Source organism: Marimonas arenosa (assembly GCF_030848945.1).
In the GTDB taxonomy this organism is placed as follows: Bacteria; Pseudomonadota; Alphaproteobacteria; order Rhodobacterales; family Rhodobacteraceae; genus Marimonas; species Marimonas arenosa.
Genome location: NZ_JANHAX010000001.1, coordinates 921,144 through 935,284, shown reverse-complemented (window position 1 = coordinate 935,284; position 14,141 = coordinate 921,144). Strand labels below are relative to the sequence as shown.

18 protein-coding genes are annotated in these 14,141 nt (G+C 64.9%); 12 read left to right on the top strand and 6 right to left on the bottom strand.

What is annotated here, in order from left to right:
• Positions 1-118 precede the first annotated feature (118 nt).
• Positions 119-799 carry a hypothetical protein gene (locus tag NO357_RS04610; RefSeq protein ID WP_306734431.1) on the bottom strand — a complete coding sequence of 227 codons (681 nt, stop codon included), beginning with the start codon at positions 797-799 and terminating at the stop codon, positions 119-121.
• A gap of 152 nt (positions 800-951) precedes the next feature.
• Between NO357_RS04610 and yajC the strand changes: the two genes are divergently transcribed.
• The 12 genes from yajC (at position 952) to NO357_RS04550 (ending at position 9,881) form a co-directional block, all read left to right on the top strand.
• The gene (gene yajC / locus NO357_RS04605; protein ID WP_306734430.1) at positions 952-1,239 is read left to right on the top strand and encodes a preprotein translocase subunit YajC; all 288 of its coding nucleotides are present in this window, start codon (positions 952-954) and stop codon (positions 1,237-1,239) included.
• 27 nt (positions 1,240-1,266) lie between these two features.
• On the top strand, positions 1,267-2,943 hold the full coding sequence (gene secD / locus NO357_RS04600; RefSeq protein WP_306734429.1) for a protein translocase subunit SecD: 1,677 nt from the start codon (positions 1,267-1,269) through the stop codon (positions 2,941-2,943).
• A 3-nt stretch (positions 2,944-2,946) separates the two neighbouring features.
• The gene (gene secF, locus NO357_RS04595; protein ID WP_306734428.1) at positions 2,947-3,915 is read left to right on the top strand and encodes a protein translocase subunit SecF; all 969 of its coding nucleotides are present in this window, start codon (positions 2,947-2,949) and stop codon (positions 3,913-3,915) included.
• Entirely contained in the window at positions 3,908-4,666 is a 759-nt protein-coding gene (locus NO357_RS04590; RefSeq protein ID WP_306734427.1) for a sulfite exporter TauE/SafE family protein, read from the top strand. Before secF ends, NO357_RS04590 begins: the two co-directional genes overlap by 8 nt.
• A gap of 4 nt (positions 4,667-4,670) precedes the next feature.
• On the top strand, positions 4,671-5,024 hold the full coding sequence (locus tag NO357_RS04585; RefSeq protein WP_306734426.1) for an Mth938-like domain-containing protein: 354 nt from the start codon (positions 4,671-4,673) through the stop codon (positions 5,022-5,024).
• A gap of 10 nt (positions 5,025-5,034) precedes the next feature.
• Positions 5,035-5,790, top strand: coding sequence for a hypothetical protein (locus tag NO357_RS04580; protein WP_306734425.1), 756 nt, complete (start codon positions 5,035-5,037; stop codon positions 5,788-5,790).
• Positions 5,791-5,829: 39 nt separating this feature from the next.
• On the top strand, positions 5,830-6,447 hold the full coding sequence (ccmA, locus tag NO357_RS04575) for a heme ABC exporter ATP-binding protein CcmA (RefSeq protein ID WP_306734424.1): 618 nt from the start codon (positions 5,830-5,832) through the stop codon (positions 6,445-6,447).
• On the top strand, positions 6,444-7,100 hold the full coding sequence (gene ccmB, locus NO357_RS04570) for a heme exporter protein CcmB (protein WP_306734423.1): 657 nt from the start codon (positions 6,444-6,446) through the stop codon (positions 7,098-7,100). Before ccmA ends, ccmB begins: the two co-directional genes overlap by 4 nt.
• A 138-nt stretch (positions 7,101-7,238) precedes the next feature.
• A complete protein-coding gene (amrS, locus tag NO357_RS04565; RefSeq protein ID WP_306734422.1) occupies positions 7,239-8,324 on the top strand; it encodes an AmmeMemoRadiSam system radical SAM enzyme in 1,086 nt (361 codons plus the stop codon).
• 159 nt (positions 8,325-8,483) lie between these two features.
• The gene (locus tag NO357_RS04560) at positions 8,484-9,179 is read left to right on the top strand and encodes a heme ABC transporter permease (RefSeq protein WP_306734768.1); all 696 of its coding nucleotides are present in this window, start codon (positions 8,484-8,486) and stop codon (positions 9,177-9,179) included.
• Positions 9,176-9,334, top strand: coding sequence for a heme exporter protein CcmD (ccmD, locus tag NO357_RS04555; RefSeq protein ID WP_306734421.1), 159 nt, complete (start codon positions 9,176-9,178; stop codon positions 9,332-9,334). Before NO357_RS04560 ends, ccmD begins: the two co-directional genes overlap by 4 nt.
• On the top strand, positions 9,327-9,881 hold the full coding sequence (locus tag NO357_RS04550) for a DsbE family thiol:disulfide interchange protein (protein WP_306734420.1): 555 nt from the start codon (positions 9,327-9,329) through the stop codon (positions 9,879-9,881). Before ccmD ends, NO357_RS04550 begins: the two co-directional genes overlap by 8 nt.
• 105 nt (positions 9,882-9,986) lie before the next feature.
• Here the strand turns inward: NO357_RS04550 and NO357_RS04545 are convergent, their stop codons facing one another.
• Genes NO357_RS04545 through NO357_RS04525 form a run of 5 tightly spaced genes read right to left on the bottom strand, consistent with a single transcriptional unit; the run spans position 9,987 to position 14,028 of the window.
• Positions 9,987-10,790 carry an ABC transporter permease gene (locus NO357_RS04545; RefSeq protein WP_306734419.1) on the bottom strand — a complete coding sequence of 268 codons (804 nt, stop codon included), beginning with the start codon at positions 10,788-10,790 and terminating at the stop codon, positions 9,987-9,989.
• Positions 10,787-11,671 (bottom strand): ABC transporter permease, encoded by an 885-nt coding sequence (locus tag NO357_RS04540; RefSeq protein WP_306734418.1) that lies wholly within the window; start codon positions 11,669-11,671, stop codon positions 10,787-10,789. Before NO357_RS04540 ends, NO357_RS04545 begins: the two co-directional genes overlap by 4 nt.
• A 51-nt stretch (positions 11,672-11,722) precedes the next feature.
• Positions 11,723-12,445, bottom strand: coding sequence for a transporter substrate-binding domain-containing protein (locus NO357_RS04535; RefSeq protein ID WP_306734417.1), 723 nt, complete (start codon positions 12,443-12,445; stop codon positions 11,723-11,725).
• A gap of 36 nt (positions 12,446-12,481) precedes the next feature.
• A complete protein-coding gene (locus tag NO357_RS04530) occupies positions 12,482-13,234 on the bottom strand; it encodes a substrate-binding periplasmic protein (RefSeq protein ID WP_306734416.1) in 753 nt (250 codons plus the stop codon).
• Entirely contained in the window at positions 13,231-14,028 is a 798-nt protein-coding gene (locus NO357_RS04525; protein WP_306734415.1) for an ABC transporter ATP-binding protein, read from the bottom strand. The genes NO357_RS04530 and NO357_RS04525 overlap by 4 nt, the downstream gene beginning before the upstream one ends.
• Between the last annotated feature and the right edge of the window lie 113 nt (positions 14,029-14,141).

Here is a 14,141-nt window from a genome sequence, read left to right as displayed (position 1 = left end):
CCGCGCGCTCAGGATGTGAGGGCGCGAGCGTAACGGCATCGGGGTGCAGGTTGAGGAAATCGAGCGCCTCGCTGTCGCTCATCGGTGGGCTGTCGTCTTTGGGTTCGATCAGGCGCTGCTATTTCTGGCGAGCGCGGTCGTGGGCCGGAAATTCCCGCGAAATCTCGCGGACACAGACCGAGAGCATGCGGGCGATGCGCGGGGTCTCGTCAGACCGTGCATGGGCCGGCCCTTGGAGCCGGTCGATGGCGGCGGCGCGGGTGACGAGACCGTCCTGCCATTCTGTGACGACAGTTTCGTTGCCGTTCTCGTCCGTGAAGGTCCGGGTCACTTGCCATCGAGCGGCGAGATCGGAAGAGGCGGCGTTGATCTTGTCGTTGAAGAGGGATTCGTCCTGAATGCGGGCCTGTTTCACGGCGACATAGCTGCGCCAGATCACGAAGGAGACACAGAAGCGAGCGGCGAGGACGAGGCCGATGATGCGGATGGCGCTGCCGTCGGTGCCCTCGGCATAGGGCCCCGCGCGAAGGCCGGCGCGCAGGAAGTCGAACAGGGTGATGAGCGTTGCCGACGGCAGCGTAAGCGCGAGACCCGAGAGAAGAACGCCAAGCAGGCCGCCGAGCCATTTCGGCTTGGGCATGTCGGCCCATGTAGAGAAGCCGAGCCAGTTCAGCGCGGTCTGCTGCTTCTTGTGCTCATCCAAGGCGCACGTTTCAACTCTTGCCTGTACCCTGCCGATAGATTTCTGGAATCGAAAGGGCAGAGGTGACCTCCCGCCGGGACGCGTGCCGCCCGCCATGCGCCCGCCTGCCCGATGGCGGGCGTATGCCCCGGTTTCGAAATGGGGTCCGAAAACCCGCCCCACGGGGATTGCAAAGCCCGGGCGCGGGGCATAGGTTCCGCCAAACGCGCGCGGGGGGTGCCGCGCCTGAGCAATCGAAAGGGACTCTCATGGATAGTGGCGCCGGTTCGCTTCTGCTTCCGCTCATTCTGATCGCGATCTTCTATTTCCTGTTGATCCGTCCGCAGCAGAAGAAGATGAAGGAACATCAGCAGATGGTCGAGGCGCTGCGCCGGGGCGACCAGGTGATCACCCAGGGCGGTATCGTCGGCAAGGTGGTCAAGGTGCGCGACGATGGCGAGATCGAGGTCGAGATCGCCGACGGGGTCAAGGTGCGGGTCATCAGGCACACCATTTCGCAGGTGCTGAACAAGACCGAACCGGTCGCCAATTCCTGATCACTCCCAGCAGCAAGGCAGCGTCAGATGCTTCAGATCGATACCTGGAAACGCGTGCTGATCTGGTTGACCGTTGTGGTCGGCCTGCTGCTCGCGTTGCCGAATGCCTTTTACACGCGGGTCGAGACCCGTAATGACGCGGTCAAGGCGCTGGAGGCCGGGTCAAGCGCGCCGGGCCTGCAGGAGCAGGCGGAACTGTGGCCGACCTGGCTGCCGTCGGGGCTGGTGAACCTTGGGCTCGACCTGCGCGGGGGGGCTCATCTTCTGGCCGAAGTGAAGGTCGAGGATGTCTACGAGACCCGGATCAAGGCGATGTGGCCCGAGATCCGCGACATGCTGCGCGAGGAGCGCGCGACGATTGGCACGATCCGGCTGCAGAAGGGCGCCGAGGACGAACTCAGGATCCGCATTTCGCAGGCCGATCAGGTCGAGCGAGCAGCGAGCCTGGTGCGCGGACTGGCCCGGCCGGTGGCGAGCCTGGCGGCAGCGGGCGCGTCCGACATCGATGTCAGCACCGACGGCACGGACGTGATCGTGCGGTTGAGCGAGGCCGAGAAGGTGCAGACAGACGACCGCACCGTGCGCCAGGCGCTGGAGATCGTGCGCAACCGGATCGACCAAGTCGGCACACGGGAGCCGACGATCCAGCGCCAGGGCGCCAAGCGCATCCTGATCCAGGTGCCGGGGATCGGCAGTGCGGCGGAGCTGAAGACCATCATCGGCACCACCGCGCAGCTGACCTTCCAGCCGGTGATCGGCCGGACCACGGACGAGACCACGCGGCCCGGCCCGGGCGAGGAACTGTTACCGTCGCGTGACGAGAAGACCGCGGACGGCGAGCCGATCTACTATGTGCTGGAGCAGGCGCCGGTGGTGACCGGCGAGGACCTGGTCGATGCCCAGCCGAGCTTTGACCAGAATGGCCAGCCGGCGGTGAATTTCCGCTTCGACGCTTCGGGGGCGCGGCGGTTCGGCGACTACACGGCGGAAAATATCGGCAACCCGTTCGCGATCGTGCTCGACGGCGAGGTCATCAGTGCGCCGACGATTCGAGATCACATCGGCGGCGGCTCGGGAATCATCACCGGGCGGTTCACGCTGGAGGAAAGCACCAACCTGGCGGTGTTGCTGCGCGCCGGCGCCTTGCCCGCGGGGCTGGAATTCCTGGAAGAGCGCACCATCGGGCCGGAACTCGGCGCCGACAGCATCGAGGCCGGCAAGATCGCCTGCATCGTGGCCTTCATCGGCGTGCTGATCTTCATGTTCCTGAGCTATGGTATGTTTGGCATCTTCGCCAATATCGCACTGATCATCAATGTCGGGCTGATCTTCGGCCTGCTGAGCCTGATCGGGGCGACGCTGACCCTGCCGGGGATCGCGGGGATCGTGCTGACCATCGGGATGGCGGTCGATGCCAACGTGCTGGTCTTCGAGCGCATCCGCGAGGAGATCAAGGCGGAGCGCGGACCGGCGCGGGCCATCGATCTCGGCTATGAAAAGGCGCTGAGCGCGATTTTCGATGCCAATATCACGACCTTCATCACCGCAGTGATCCTCTATGCCGTGGGCTCGGGCCCGGTGCGCGGCTTTGCCATCACGCTGGGCATGGGAATCATTACATCGGTTTTTGCCGCGCTGTTCGTGACGCGGGTGATCGTGGTGATTTGGTTCGAACGCCGTCGTCCGAAAACCCTGGAGGTGTAAGAGATGCGACTGAGACTCGTTCCGAAAGACACCAAATGGGATTTCTTCGGCCGTTCGAAACTGTGGTTGGGGATATCGGCGGCGCTGATGGTGCTGGCCTTTGTGTCGTTCCTGACCCAGGGACTGAACTACGGCATCGATTTCCGCGGCGGCACAACGATCCGCACGGAAAGCGCGCAGCCGGTAGATATCGGGCTCTACCGCGATGCGATCGGTGAACTCGGGCTGGGCGATGTGTCGATCACCGAGGTGTTCGATCCGACCTTCGGCGAAGACAAGAACGTCGCCATGATCCGCATCCAGGCGCAGGATGGCGAAGAGTCGGTGAGCGCCGAACTGACAACCCAGGTCGAGGCGGCGCTGGCCGAGGCGGTGCCGGATATCCGGTTCGTTAGTGTCGAGAGCGTCGGCCCGAAAGTCTCGGGCGAACTGATCCAGACAGCGGTGATCGCGGTTCTTCTCGCGATCGGAGCGGTGCTGATCTATATCTGGCTGCGCTTCGAGTGGCAGTTTGCGCTGGGTGCGGTGGCCGCGCTGGTGCATGACGTGCTCTTGACCATCGGGGTGTTCTCGGAACTGCAGATCCGTTTCGATCTGGCCATCATCGCGGCGCTTCTGACCATCGTCGGCTATTCGCTGAACGACACCGTGGTGGTGTTCGACCGGGTGCGCGAGAACCTGCGGAAATACAAGCAGATGGATCTCAAAGACGTGCTCAACCTCTCGATCAACGAAACGCTGAGCCGGACGGTGATGACCAGTGTCACCACGCTGGTGGCGCTGATCTCGCTCTACCTGCTGGGCGGCGACGTGATCCGCGGCTTCGTTTTCGCGATGATCTGGGGCGTGATCGTGGGCACTTACAGCTCGATCTTCGTGGCTTCGGCCATCCTGCTGCGGCTGGGGGTCAAGCGCGACTGGTCGAAGCCGGATGCCGGGGCGGGGACGCAATTTGCCAACATAGATGCCTGACGCGCTGACCCAGGCGCTGGCGGTTCCCGGCATCAGCTGGGTTTTCGCCGCCGCCTTCGTCGCCGGGATCGTACGCGGTTTCGCCGGCTTCGGCACGGCGATGATTTTCCTGCCGGTTGCGGCGCAGGTGCTGTCGCCGGTGTGGAGCGTGGCGGTGCTGGCGGTGATGGACCTGATCGGGCCGCTGCCGGCGATTCCGAGAGCGTTGAAGGATGGCCACCCGCGGGATCTGGCGCGGCTGGTGGCGGGCACGTTGGTGGCGTTGCCGCTGGGGCTGGCGGTGCTGCTGTCGGTCGATCCGAGCGTGTTCAAGATTGCGGTCTCGATGCTGAGCCTCGGGCTGCTGGTTCTGTTGATCGCCGGGCTGCGTTATCGCGGCGAGCTGACGCCGCCGCTGATCTATGCCACCGGCGGGCTGGCCGGCTTCCTGGGCGGGGCGGTGGCAATCCCCGGTCCGCCGGTCATCCTGCTCTACATGGCGAGCCCGCATCCGGCGCATGTCATCCGGGCAAACAACACGGTGTTTCTGTTCTGCTATGATGTGCTGATGCTGATCGGGCTGGCGCTGGCCGGCAAGCTGGGGTCGGTGCCGGTGGTGCTGGGGCTAATCACGGCCCTGCCGTATCTTGCCGGCAACCTGGTGGGCGGCTGGATATTCCGCCCGGGGCTGGAGCGGGTGTATCGCTGGGTAGCCTACGGGATTATCGCGACGTCGGCCTCATCGGGGCTGTGGTCGGTGCTTGGAGGGTAGTGCCATGCAGATGAACGAGATGGATATGGGCGGGATCGGCGCCGTGGAGGGCTATGGCCCGGGCTTTTTCCGCGTCGCCGGCAAGGTTCATGACGGTCCGGTCCTGGTGACGGCGCGGGCGGTGCGGCCCTGGGCCGGGTTTGAGGATCGCGCACCGATCCTGGCGCTGGCGGGTGAGATCGACGTGGTCTTTTTCGGCATGGGAGCGGAAATTGCCCATCTGCCGGCCGACCTGCGGGCCGCGATCGAGGCCGCGGGGATCGGGGCCGAGGTGATGAACTCGCCCGCCGCCTGCCGGACGTGGAACCTGCTGGCCGCCGAGGGCCGCCGGGTGGCGCTGGCCGCCCTGCCGGTGTGAGGGAATGGGAATGGCGCGCCTGATCGGTGTCGGCCGGGCCGGGGAGGGTCCGGAGATCGACCGTTTCCAGGTTTTCGGCGAGCGGCGCTCGGGCACCAATGCGCTGGAACGGTTTCTGTCGGAGAACACCAGACTGGCGCGGAGTCGGGATTTCGGCTGGAAGCACGGCTTCCCGGTGTTTCCGGTGCTGCCGCGCTGTTGCCTGTTCGTGGTGGTGGTTCGCGACCCGTTCGACTGGCTGAAAAGCTTTTACCGCGCCCCGTTCGAGGCCGATCCGGCCTTGGCCGATCTGGAATTTTCCGAATTTCTGAGGTCGGAGTGGAAGAGCCTCTTCACGCCTTACAAATCGGGTTGGAAGGGCCATGGGTATGCTCTGGATCTGCAAGTGGGGCGGGGCGAGGAATTGCAGGCCGACCGGAACCCGATCACCGGCGCACGGTTTGCCAACGTGGTCGAGATGCGGCGGCTGAAACTGGCGGGGCACCTGTCGTTGCTGGCGCGTGGGATCAACGCGGTGGCGTTGCGTTATGAAGCGTTCTTGGAGGATCGCGCCGGCGTGCTGGAAGACATCGTGCAGGCCTTCGATCTGCCGCGGGCGGCGCGGTTTTCCGCGGTGGCGCGCAGCGTCGGACCCGGCGCGGAACAGGCGCGCGACGGGGCGCGGAAGGACGAGGCGGCGTTCACGGAAGCGGATCGCGCCTTCGTGCTGGCCGGACTCGATCTGAAGCAGGAGCGGTTCTGCGGCTATCTGAGCGGGACGGCGTGAGGCCTTTCGCAGCGCCGGGACTTGGGATATGGGCGGGGCATGGAACTCGAGGTCAGAAATCTGTCGGTGTCGCGCGGCGGTGTACCGGTGCTGGAAGGGCTGAGCTTTCGGCTGGCGCCCGGCCGGGCGCTGATCCTGCGCGGCCCGAACGGGATCGGCAAGACCACGCTTTTGCGCACCGTCGCCGGGTTACAGCCGCCCCTGAGCGGTGAGGTCGGACTTGACCGCGAGGCGATGGCTTATGCCGCCCATGCCGATGGGATCAAGGCGACGCTGACGGTGGCGGAGAACCTGAGCTTCTGGGCGCAGGTGTTCGGCACCGGTGACATAACCCCGGCGATCGACGGTTTTGCCCTCGACGAGCTGCGCAACCGCCCGGCGGGCGGTCTGTCGGCCGGGCAGAAGCGCCGGCTCGGGCTGGCGCGGCTTCTGGTCACCGGCCGACCGGTTTGGGTGCTGGACGAGCCCACGGTGTCGCTTGACGTCGATGCCGTGGCGATGTTCGGCGCGGCGGTGCGGCGGCACCTCGCAACCGGCGGCATGGCGCTGATCGCCACCCATATCGACCTTGGGCTCGACGAGGCCGAGGTGATGGATGTGGGTCCGTTCAAGGCGAAACCGCCGAAGGTCGAGGATTTCGACGAGGTGTTCCTGTGATTGCGCTTCTGGTCCGCGACCTGCGGCTGGCGGTGCGGGCCGGAGGCGGCTTCGGCCTCGGCCTCGCGTTTTTCCTGATCGTGGTGGTGCTGGTGCCTTTCGGCGTGGGGCCCGAAACCGGGTTGCTGGCGCGGATCGCGCCGGGAATCCTGTGGCTGGGGGCGCTGTTGGCCTGCCTGCTGTCGCTCGACCGGATCTTCGCGCTCGACTGGGAGGACGGCTCGCTCGACCTGATCGCGACCTCGCCGTTGCCGATGGAGGGGGTGGTCAGCATCAAGGCGCTGGCCCACTGGTTGACGACCGGGCTGCCGCTGGTGATCGCAACGCCGCTGTTCGGGCTGCTGATGAGCCTGCCGCAGGCCGGATACGGGCCGCTGGTGCTATCGCTGCTGATCGGCACGCCAGCGCTGAGCGTGATCGGCACCTTCGGTGCGGCGCTGACGGTGGGGTTGAAACGGGGCGGGTTGCTGCTGAGCCTGCTGGTGCTGCCGCTTTACGTCCCGACGCTGATTTTCGGCGCCGAGACGGCGCGGCGCGGCGCCGAGGGGCTCGACACTGCCACGCCGATGCTGATGCTGGCAGGGATCAGTTTCGGGGTCACCGCGCTGTTGCCGTTTGCATCGGCCGCGGTGTTGCGCGTCAACCTGCGCTGAGGCATCCCGCGGCAAGGGCCGGAGCGAGGGGCCAGCCCCTCGCGCTCCCCGGGATATTTCGGGAAAGAGGAAGCAGGCGACTGGTTTGGATTCTGCGGCCGCGTACCTATCTTTGTCGGTGATGGCTGGGAGTTGAAGATGTCCGAGGATGCAAGATACTGGCACATGGGCGACGATGGGCGGATCGTCTGCACTCTTTGTCCGCGCTATTGCAGCTTGCGCGAAGGCCAGCGCGGGATGTGTTTCGTGCGGCTGCGCGAGGGCGACCGGCTGGTGCTCGATACCTATGGCCGGTCGAGCGGGTTCTGCATTGACCCGATCGAGAAGAAGCCGCTGAATCATTTCCTGCCCGGCACGCCGGTGCTGAGTTTCGGCACCGCTGGCTGCAACCTGGCCTGCAAGTTCTGCCAGAACCACGAGATGTCGAAGAGCCGGGATGTCGACACGCTGGCGCAGGCGGCGAGCCCGGCGATGGTGGCGGAGGCAGCGCAGGCCAATGGCTGCCGTGCGGTCGCATATACCTATAACGACCCGGTGATCTTCCTGGAATACGCGGTGGATATCGCCGCAGAATGCCGCAAGCTCGATGTCAAGAACGTGGCCGTGACCGCCGGCTACATCACGGACCAGGCGCGGCCGGAGTTCTTTCACGCCATGGATGCCGCCAATATCGACCTCAAGGGGTTCACCGAGCGGTTCTACAAGAAACTGACCGGGGCCGAGCTCAAGCCGGTGCTGGACAGCATCGCCTATGCCGTCAACGAGACCGCGGCCTGGGTGGAACTGACCGTGCTGCTGATCCCGGGCGAAAACGACAGCGACGGTGAGATCGGCGAGATGTGCGACTGGGTGGTGGCCAATTGCGGCCGCGACGTGCCGATGCATTTCACCGCCTTCCGCCCCGATCACCGCATGATGGACCGGGCGCAAACGCCGGTGGAGACCCTGCTCAGGGCGCGCGAGATCGCCCGGACGGCCGGCGTGCGGCACGCCTATATTGGCAATGTGCACCATGTCGAGGCGCAGTCGAGCTATTGCGCCGGCTGCGGCAAGCGGGTGATCGAGCGCGACTGGCACCTGATTTCCGACTGGCAGCTTGACGGCCACGGCCGGTGCCTGGCCTGCGGCACGCAGATGCCGGGGGTGTTCGATGGCGCGCCGGGGGATTGGGGGCGCAAGCGGCGGCCGTTGCGGCTGGCCGAGGCAATGTTCGGTGGCAGGTGAAGAAAACGTGAAGCTTTCGGGCTGGAAAAGCGCGGCGATTTAAGGCAGATCAAGGCGGCGCGGCCGGTGACGGCGGATAGAGGCGCGATACGAACTGCAAGCTGGGACAAACCTTTGAACCTCAACGCGCTTTGGGAATACGCCAACCCGCTGAAATTCATGCGGACGACCGAACGGGTGCTGCCGTTTTTCACGGTGACGGCATTTGCCTGCCTTGCGGTGGGGCTGATCTGGGGCTTCTTTTTCACGCCCGACGATTTTCGCCAGGGCTCGACCGTGAAGATCATGTTCATCCATGTGCCGACGGCGATGATGGCGATCAACATCTGGGCGATGATGCTGGTGACGTCGCTGGTGTGGCTGGTCCGACGCCACCATGTCAGCGCGCTGGCGGCACGGGCGGCGGCGCCGATCGGGGCGATGATGACCGTGATCGCCCTGTTCACCGGGGCAACCTGGGGCCAGCCGATGTGGGGCACGTGGTGGGCCTGGGACCCGCGGCTGACGGCGTTCCTGATCCTGTTCCTGTTCTATCTCGGCTACATGGCGCTGTGGGCGGCGATCGAGAACGACGACACCGCGGCGGACCTGACCAGCGTGCTGTGCCTGGTGGGGTCGGTCTTCGCGATCCTTAGCCGCTATGCGGTGAAGTTCTGGAACCAGGGGCTGCACCAGGATTCGACGATCATGAAAGTGGGGGAGAAGGATCCGCTTGCCGCTGATTACTACTTGCCGCTGGTGGTCTGTATCACCGGCTTCGTGCTGTATTTCGTGGCCCTGGTGCTTATTCGGACCAATACCGAAATTCGTGCGCGCCGGATGCGGGCGCTGCTGGCAAGGGAGCGGCAGGGATGATGCCGGAGCTTGGGAAATATGCCTTTGCGGTGTTGTCATCCTATGGCGTGGCTATCACGCTGATCACGGTATTGGTGCTGGGCACTCTGTGGCGGTCGCGCCGGGTGAAGGCGGCGCTGGACGAGGTTGAGGCACGGAGGAAGGCCGATGGCTAAGGTGAGCCCGCTGATGATTGCACCGCCCCTGGTGTTCGCCGCGCTGGCGGGCCTCTTTTTCTGGGGGATGGCGCGCGAAGATGCCGATGTGCTGCCGTCGCAGTTGATTGGCAAGGACGTGCCGCCGGTGGAGCTGGTGCAACTGGGCGAGACGCCCTTGCTGACTGATGAGGTGCTGCGGCAGCCGGGGGTGAAACTGGTGAATTTCTGGGGCACCTGGTGCGTCGCCTGCCGGGCGGAGCACCCGACGCTTCTGTGGATGCGCGACAATCTCGACGTGCCACTGCACGGGATCAATTTCGACGACACCACGGCGCGGGCGCTGGCCTATCTGGAGGAGGACGGCAACCCGTTTTCGCATCTCGGCGAGGCGCAGACGGCGCGCACCAAGATCGACTGGGGGGTCTATGGCGCACCGGAAACCTTCATCATCGACGGCGATGGCGTGGTGCGGATGCGCTGGGCCGGGCCGATCACTCAGCGGGTGTTGAAAGAAACGATCCTGCCGGCGATCGAAGAGGCTAAGGGCGCCGCGGCTGGATCGTGAGCGGTTTTTGCCGCGCGGAAGCCGGGTGACGCAGGCGCTATTCCCTGACTCTTGCCGACGACGGCTTCGCGCAACTGGCGGGGCAGACCGGCCCCTCGGACACGGTCAGCGCAGCAGGTTGGGGCGGAAGCGGAGGCGTACGCGGCGTTCCTGTGGCAGGTGACGATTGAGGCGCATGTTAATCAGCCCGAACAGCCCGACAATCACCAGCGTCAGTAGGATGAAATACCCTGCCAGGATCGGATAGGGGATGAACGGGTTGAAGGTCTTGTCGGCGAAATAGCTGGCATAGTAGAGCGAGTCGCCGCGCTGGCCCAAGGTCGGGAAGGCCGAGAAGAACACCAGCGTGGTGGCGTGGAAGAGAAAGATCGCCTCGTTGGTGTAGGCCGGCCAGCCGAGCCGCAGCATGGTCGGCCAGAGGATGCGGCGGAACCGGCTCCAGCCGGCAAGGCCGTAGGCATCGGCGGCCTCGACATCGCCGCGCGGCACCGAGCGCAGCGCGCCGTAGAAAATCTCGCCGGAATAGGCGGCGGTGTTGAGGATCAGCACCACCAGCGCCCCGGCCTGGGCCGAGGTCAGCCACGGCATGAAGCCCAGCTGCTTGACCTTCAGAAAGATGAAATAGGCGAAGAAGAACTGGATGAAGAGCGGCGAGCCGCGGAACACGAAGATGAACCATTCGCAGGGTTTGCGGATCCAGGCCGGGCCGGCATTCTTGCCCAGGGCCACGGCGGAGGCGATGAAGAACCCCACGAACAGTGCCAGGGCGCCGAAATAGATGTTCCAGATCATGCCCGAACCGATCAGCGTGAACTGCTGGCACAGGGTGAAATCGGTTTTAGGCAGCAGCCGTTCGCCGATGCCGATCGAGCGCAGGCCGTAATCCTGGATGGTCTGCCAGCAGCTCATGCGGTCACCTTGCGTTGCGCATCGCCGCCAAGCGTGGCCTGTCCGTGCGACAGGCGTTTGGTCAGCCGATTGATGACCTTTTCCGAGATCCAGGTGAAGGTGAGGTAGAACACCAGCAGCGCCAGGAAATACCAGATGCGCCAGTCGCCGTGGGGGTAATCGGTGAAGCGGGCGTGCTTGGTTTCGCCCAGGTCCTTGGCCCAGTAGACGATGTCTTCGACCCCGAGCAGGAAGAGAAGCGGCGTGGCCTTGATCAGGATCATCCAGAGGTTGCCGAGCCCGGGCAGGGCGTAGACCCACATCTGCGGCACCAGCACGCGCCAGAAGGCCTGACGGCGCGACATGCCATAGGCCTCGGCGGTTTCGATCTGTGCCCGCGGCACGGCGCGCATCGCTCCGAACAGCACGTTGGCGGTGAAGGCGCCGAAGACGATGGCGAAGGTGAGCACGGCAAGGAAGAAACCGTAGGTTTCATGCACCCATTGCGGCGAGGAGCCGAGCGGCAGCTTGGCCGCATCGCAGACGATGAAATCGTTGCCCTGGCGGATCGGCTCGGTCCAGTCGGGGCATTTCACCTTGTGCCGGAGATATTCGAACATCTGGTCGAGCGCGATCACGAAGAACAGGAAGAACGCGATATCCGGGACCCCGCGCACCACCGCGATATAGGCTTTGCCCAGCCAGCTGACCGGCGAGACATGGCTGCGTGCCGCGCTGGCGCCGGCGAATCCGAAAAACAGTGCTGCCGGGGCGGTGATCGCCAGCAACGCCAGCACGGTGAGGACCGACCAGTACATTCCTATGTGTTTGCCCGTCGTGAGGTAGCAGGCGAACCAGCGGAACGTGTCCAGCGTCTCGGGATCGGCGCAGAATTCGAACATGGAAACTCCGGCGTCGGGCCCCCGCGCACCGGCGCGGGGGCCGGGGAGGGCTTACCAGGTAGAGGCCACTTCCCACTTAGCGATCAGCGTGTTCAGCGTGCCGTCATCCTTCATCGATTGGATCGCCGCGTCGAACTTGGCGCGCAGCTCGCCGTCGCTTTCGCGCAGGCCCATGCCGACACCGCCACCGATCATCTCGGAGCGTTCGAGCATGACCAGCCCGTCCTGGCCGGCGAACGGTTCGAGATAGGCCTTGTCCGCGAGCACTGCGTCGGCCTCGCCGTTGCGGACGGCGGCCACGGTTTCCTCGGGGGTGGCGAACTCGACCAGGGTCCATCCTTGCTCGGCGATGAACGCCGCCTGGATGGTCGCGGCCTGGGCCGCGATCACAGCGCTTTCCACGTCCACATCGGCCGAGGTGGCGAGATAGGAGGACGGATCCGGCGGCGTGTAGGCCTGGGTGAAGTCGATCACCTCGTCGCGTTCGTCGGTGATCGACATGCCGGCAATGATGGCGTCGTAGTTGCCCGATACCAGGTTGGGAATGATCGAATCCCATTCGTTAGTGACCCACTCGCAGGTCAGCTCGGCGCGCTTGCAGAGCTCATCGCCCAGTTCCCGCTCGAAGCCGTCGACCTCGCCGTTGTCGTTGATGAAGTTCCACGGCGCATAGGCGCCTTCTGTGCCCAGGCGTACGGTCGCGCCATGGCTTGCCGCGATGGCGAGGCCAGCCGAGAGGGCCAGCGCCGCGGTGGTCAGGATCAGTTTTTTCATTTCTTGCTCCCTTGGTTGATGTCTTTTGGTTGTGGCTCAGATGTCGCGTGACGTCTTGAACCATTTCTGGTTGAGCCGGTCGAGCGTGCCGTCCTCGGTCAGCTGTTCGAGCGCGGCGTCAAAGTCTTGGCGCAGGGCCGCGTCTTCCTTGCGGAAGGCGGCTGCAGCGCCGCCGGCGGCGAGCGGTTCGGTGCCGAGAATGGTGAGCGTGCGGCTGGTGCGGTAGACTTGGGCTTCGAGGAAATCGGGGCTGCCGAAGGTGACGTTGGCCTGACCGTCAAGCACAGCGGCAAGGGCCTTGCCCGCGGTGGCAAAGGCCAGAGTGCGGGCGCCGAGGGCTTGCAGGTGCTCTTCGTGGATAGTGTTTTCCTGCACCGCGATCAGGCCTTTGGCCGGGTCCTGGAAGGTGTGGGTGCCGACATACATGCCTAACGGCTGGTCGCCGCCGGGGAAATATTCGCGGCTGAAAGCGACGCGTTGAGCACGGGCCGGGGTGATGCCCATGCCGGCCATGATCACGTCGAAGTCACCATCGAGGAGCTGCGGGATCATGTCGGCCCAGGAGGTGACGACCCAGATCAATTCGAGCCCCTGGGCAGCGCAGATCGCGTGCCCGAGGTCGATTTCGAAACCGACGAGATTTCCTTTTTTGTCCAGTGCGTTATACGGCGGAAAGGCGCCTTCGGTGGCGATGCGGACGGCTGTCGCAGACTGCCGTGCGGCAAGACCACGCGGCAGCGCCAGCGCGGCGCCGGCGAGCGACAGGGCGTGGCGCCGGGTCAGCCTCATGTATGCACCGTCGAGCTGAGGAAGCCGCGCAGGCGTTCGGATTTCGGGCTGCCGAACAGCGTGTCGGGCCGGCCTTCTTCCTCGATGCGGCCTTCGTGCAGGAAGATCACGTGGTCCGAGACGTCGGCCGCGAGCTTCATGTCATGGGTGACGATCATCATGGTGCGGCCCTCGGCGGCGAGGTCCTTGATGACCTTGATGACCTCTTGTTCGAGTTCGGGGTCGAGGGCCGAGGTGGGTTCGTCGAACAGGAGCGCCTGCGGCTCCATCGCCAGCGCGCGGGCAATGGCGGCGCGCTGCTGCTGGCCGCCGGAGAGCTGCGCCGGCCAGGCGTCGCATTTGTCGCCGATACCAACCTTGTCGAGATAGCGCCGGGCGGTTTTTTCGGCTTCAGCCTTGTCGCGGCCGAGCACGGTGACCGGGGCCTCCATCACATTCTGCAGGATGGTGAGGTGGGACCACAGATTGAATTGCTGGAACACCATCGAAAGATTGGTGCGGATCCGCAGAACCTGTTTGGCATCGGCGGGATGGCGACGCTGGCCCTCGCCCTTCCAGGTCACCGGTTCGCCCTGGAACAGGATGTCGCCCTGCTGGCTGTCTTCGAGCAGGTTGACGCAGCGGAGGATGGTGGACTTGCCGGACCCGGAGGACCCGATCAGCGAAATCACGTCGCCCTTGTGCGCCGTGAAATCGACCCCCTTGATGACCTCGAGCGCGCCGTAGGCCTTGTGCAGATTGCGGACTTCGATCACCGGGGTGTCGGCGGCGGAGGGGGCGTTGGCGGCGTTCACGTCGATTGGCTGTCTTCTCGAAACGGTTGGGCTCTGTCCCACGCCGCCCAGAGCGGTTGGCGTGAGACCGGTCTTCGGGCGAGTAGGGCGGAAAATACCTCGGTTTGCAACGT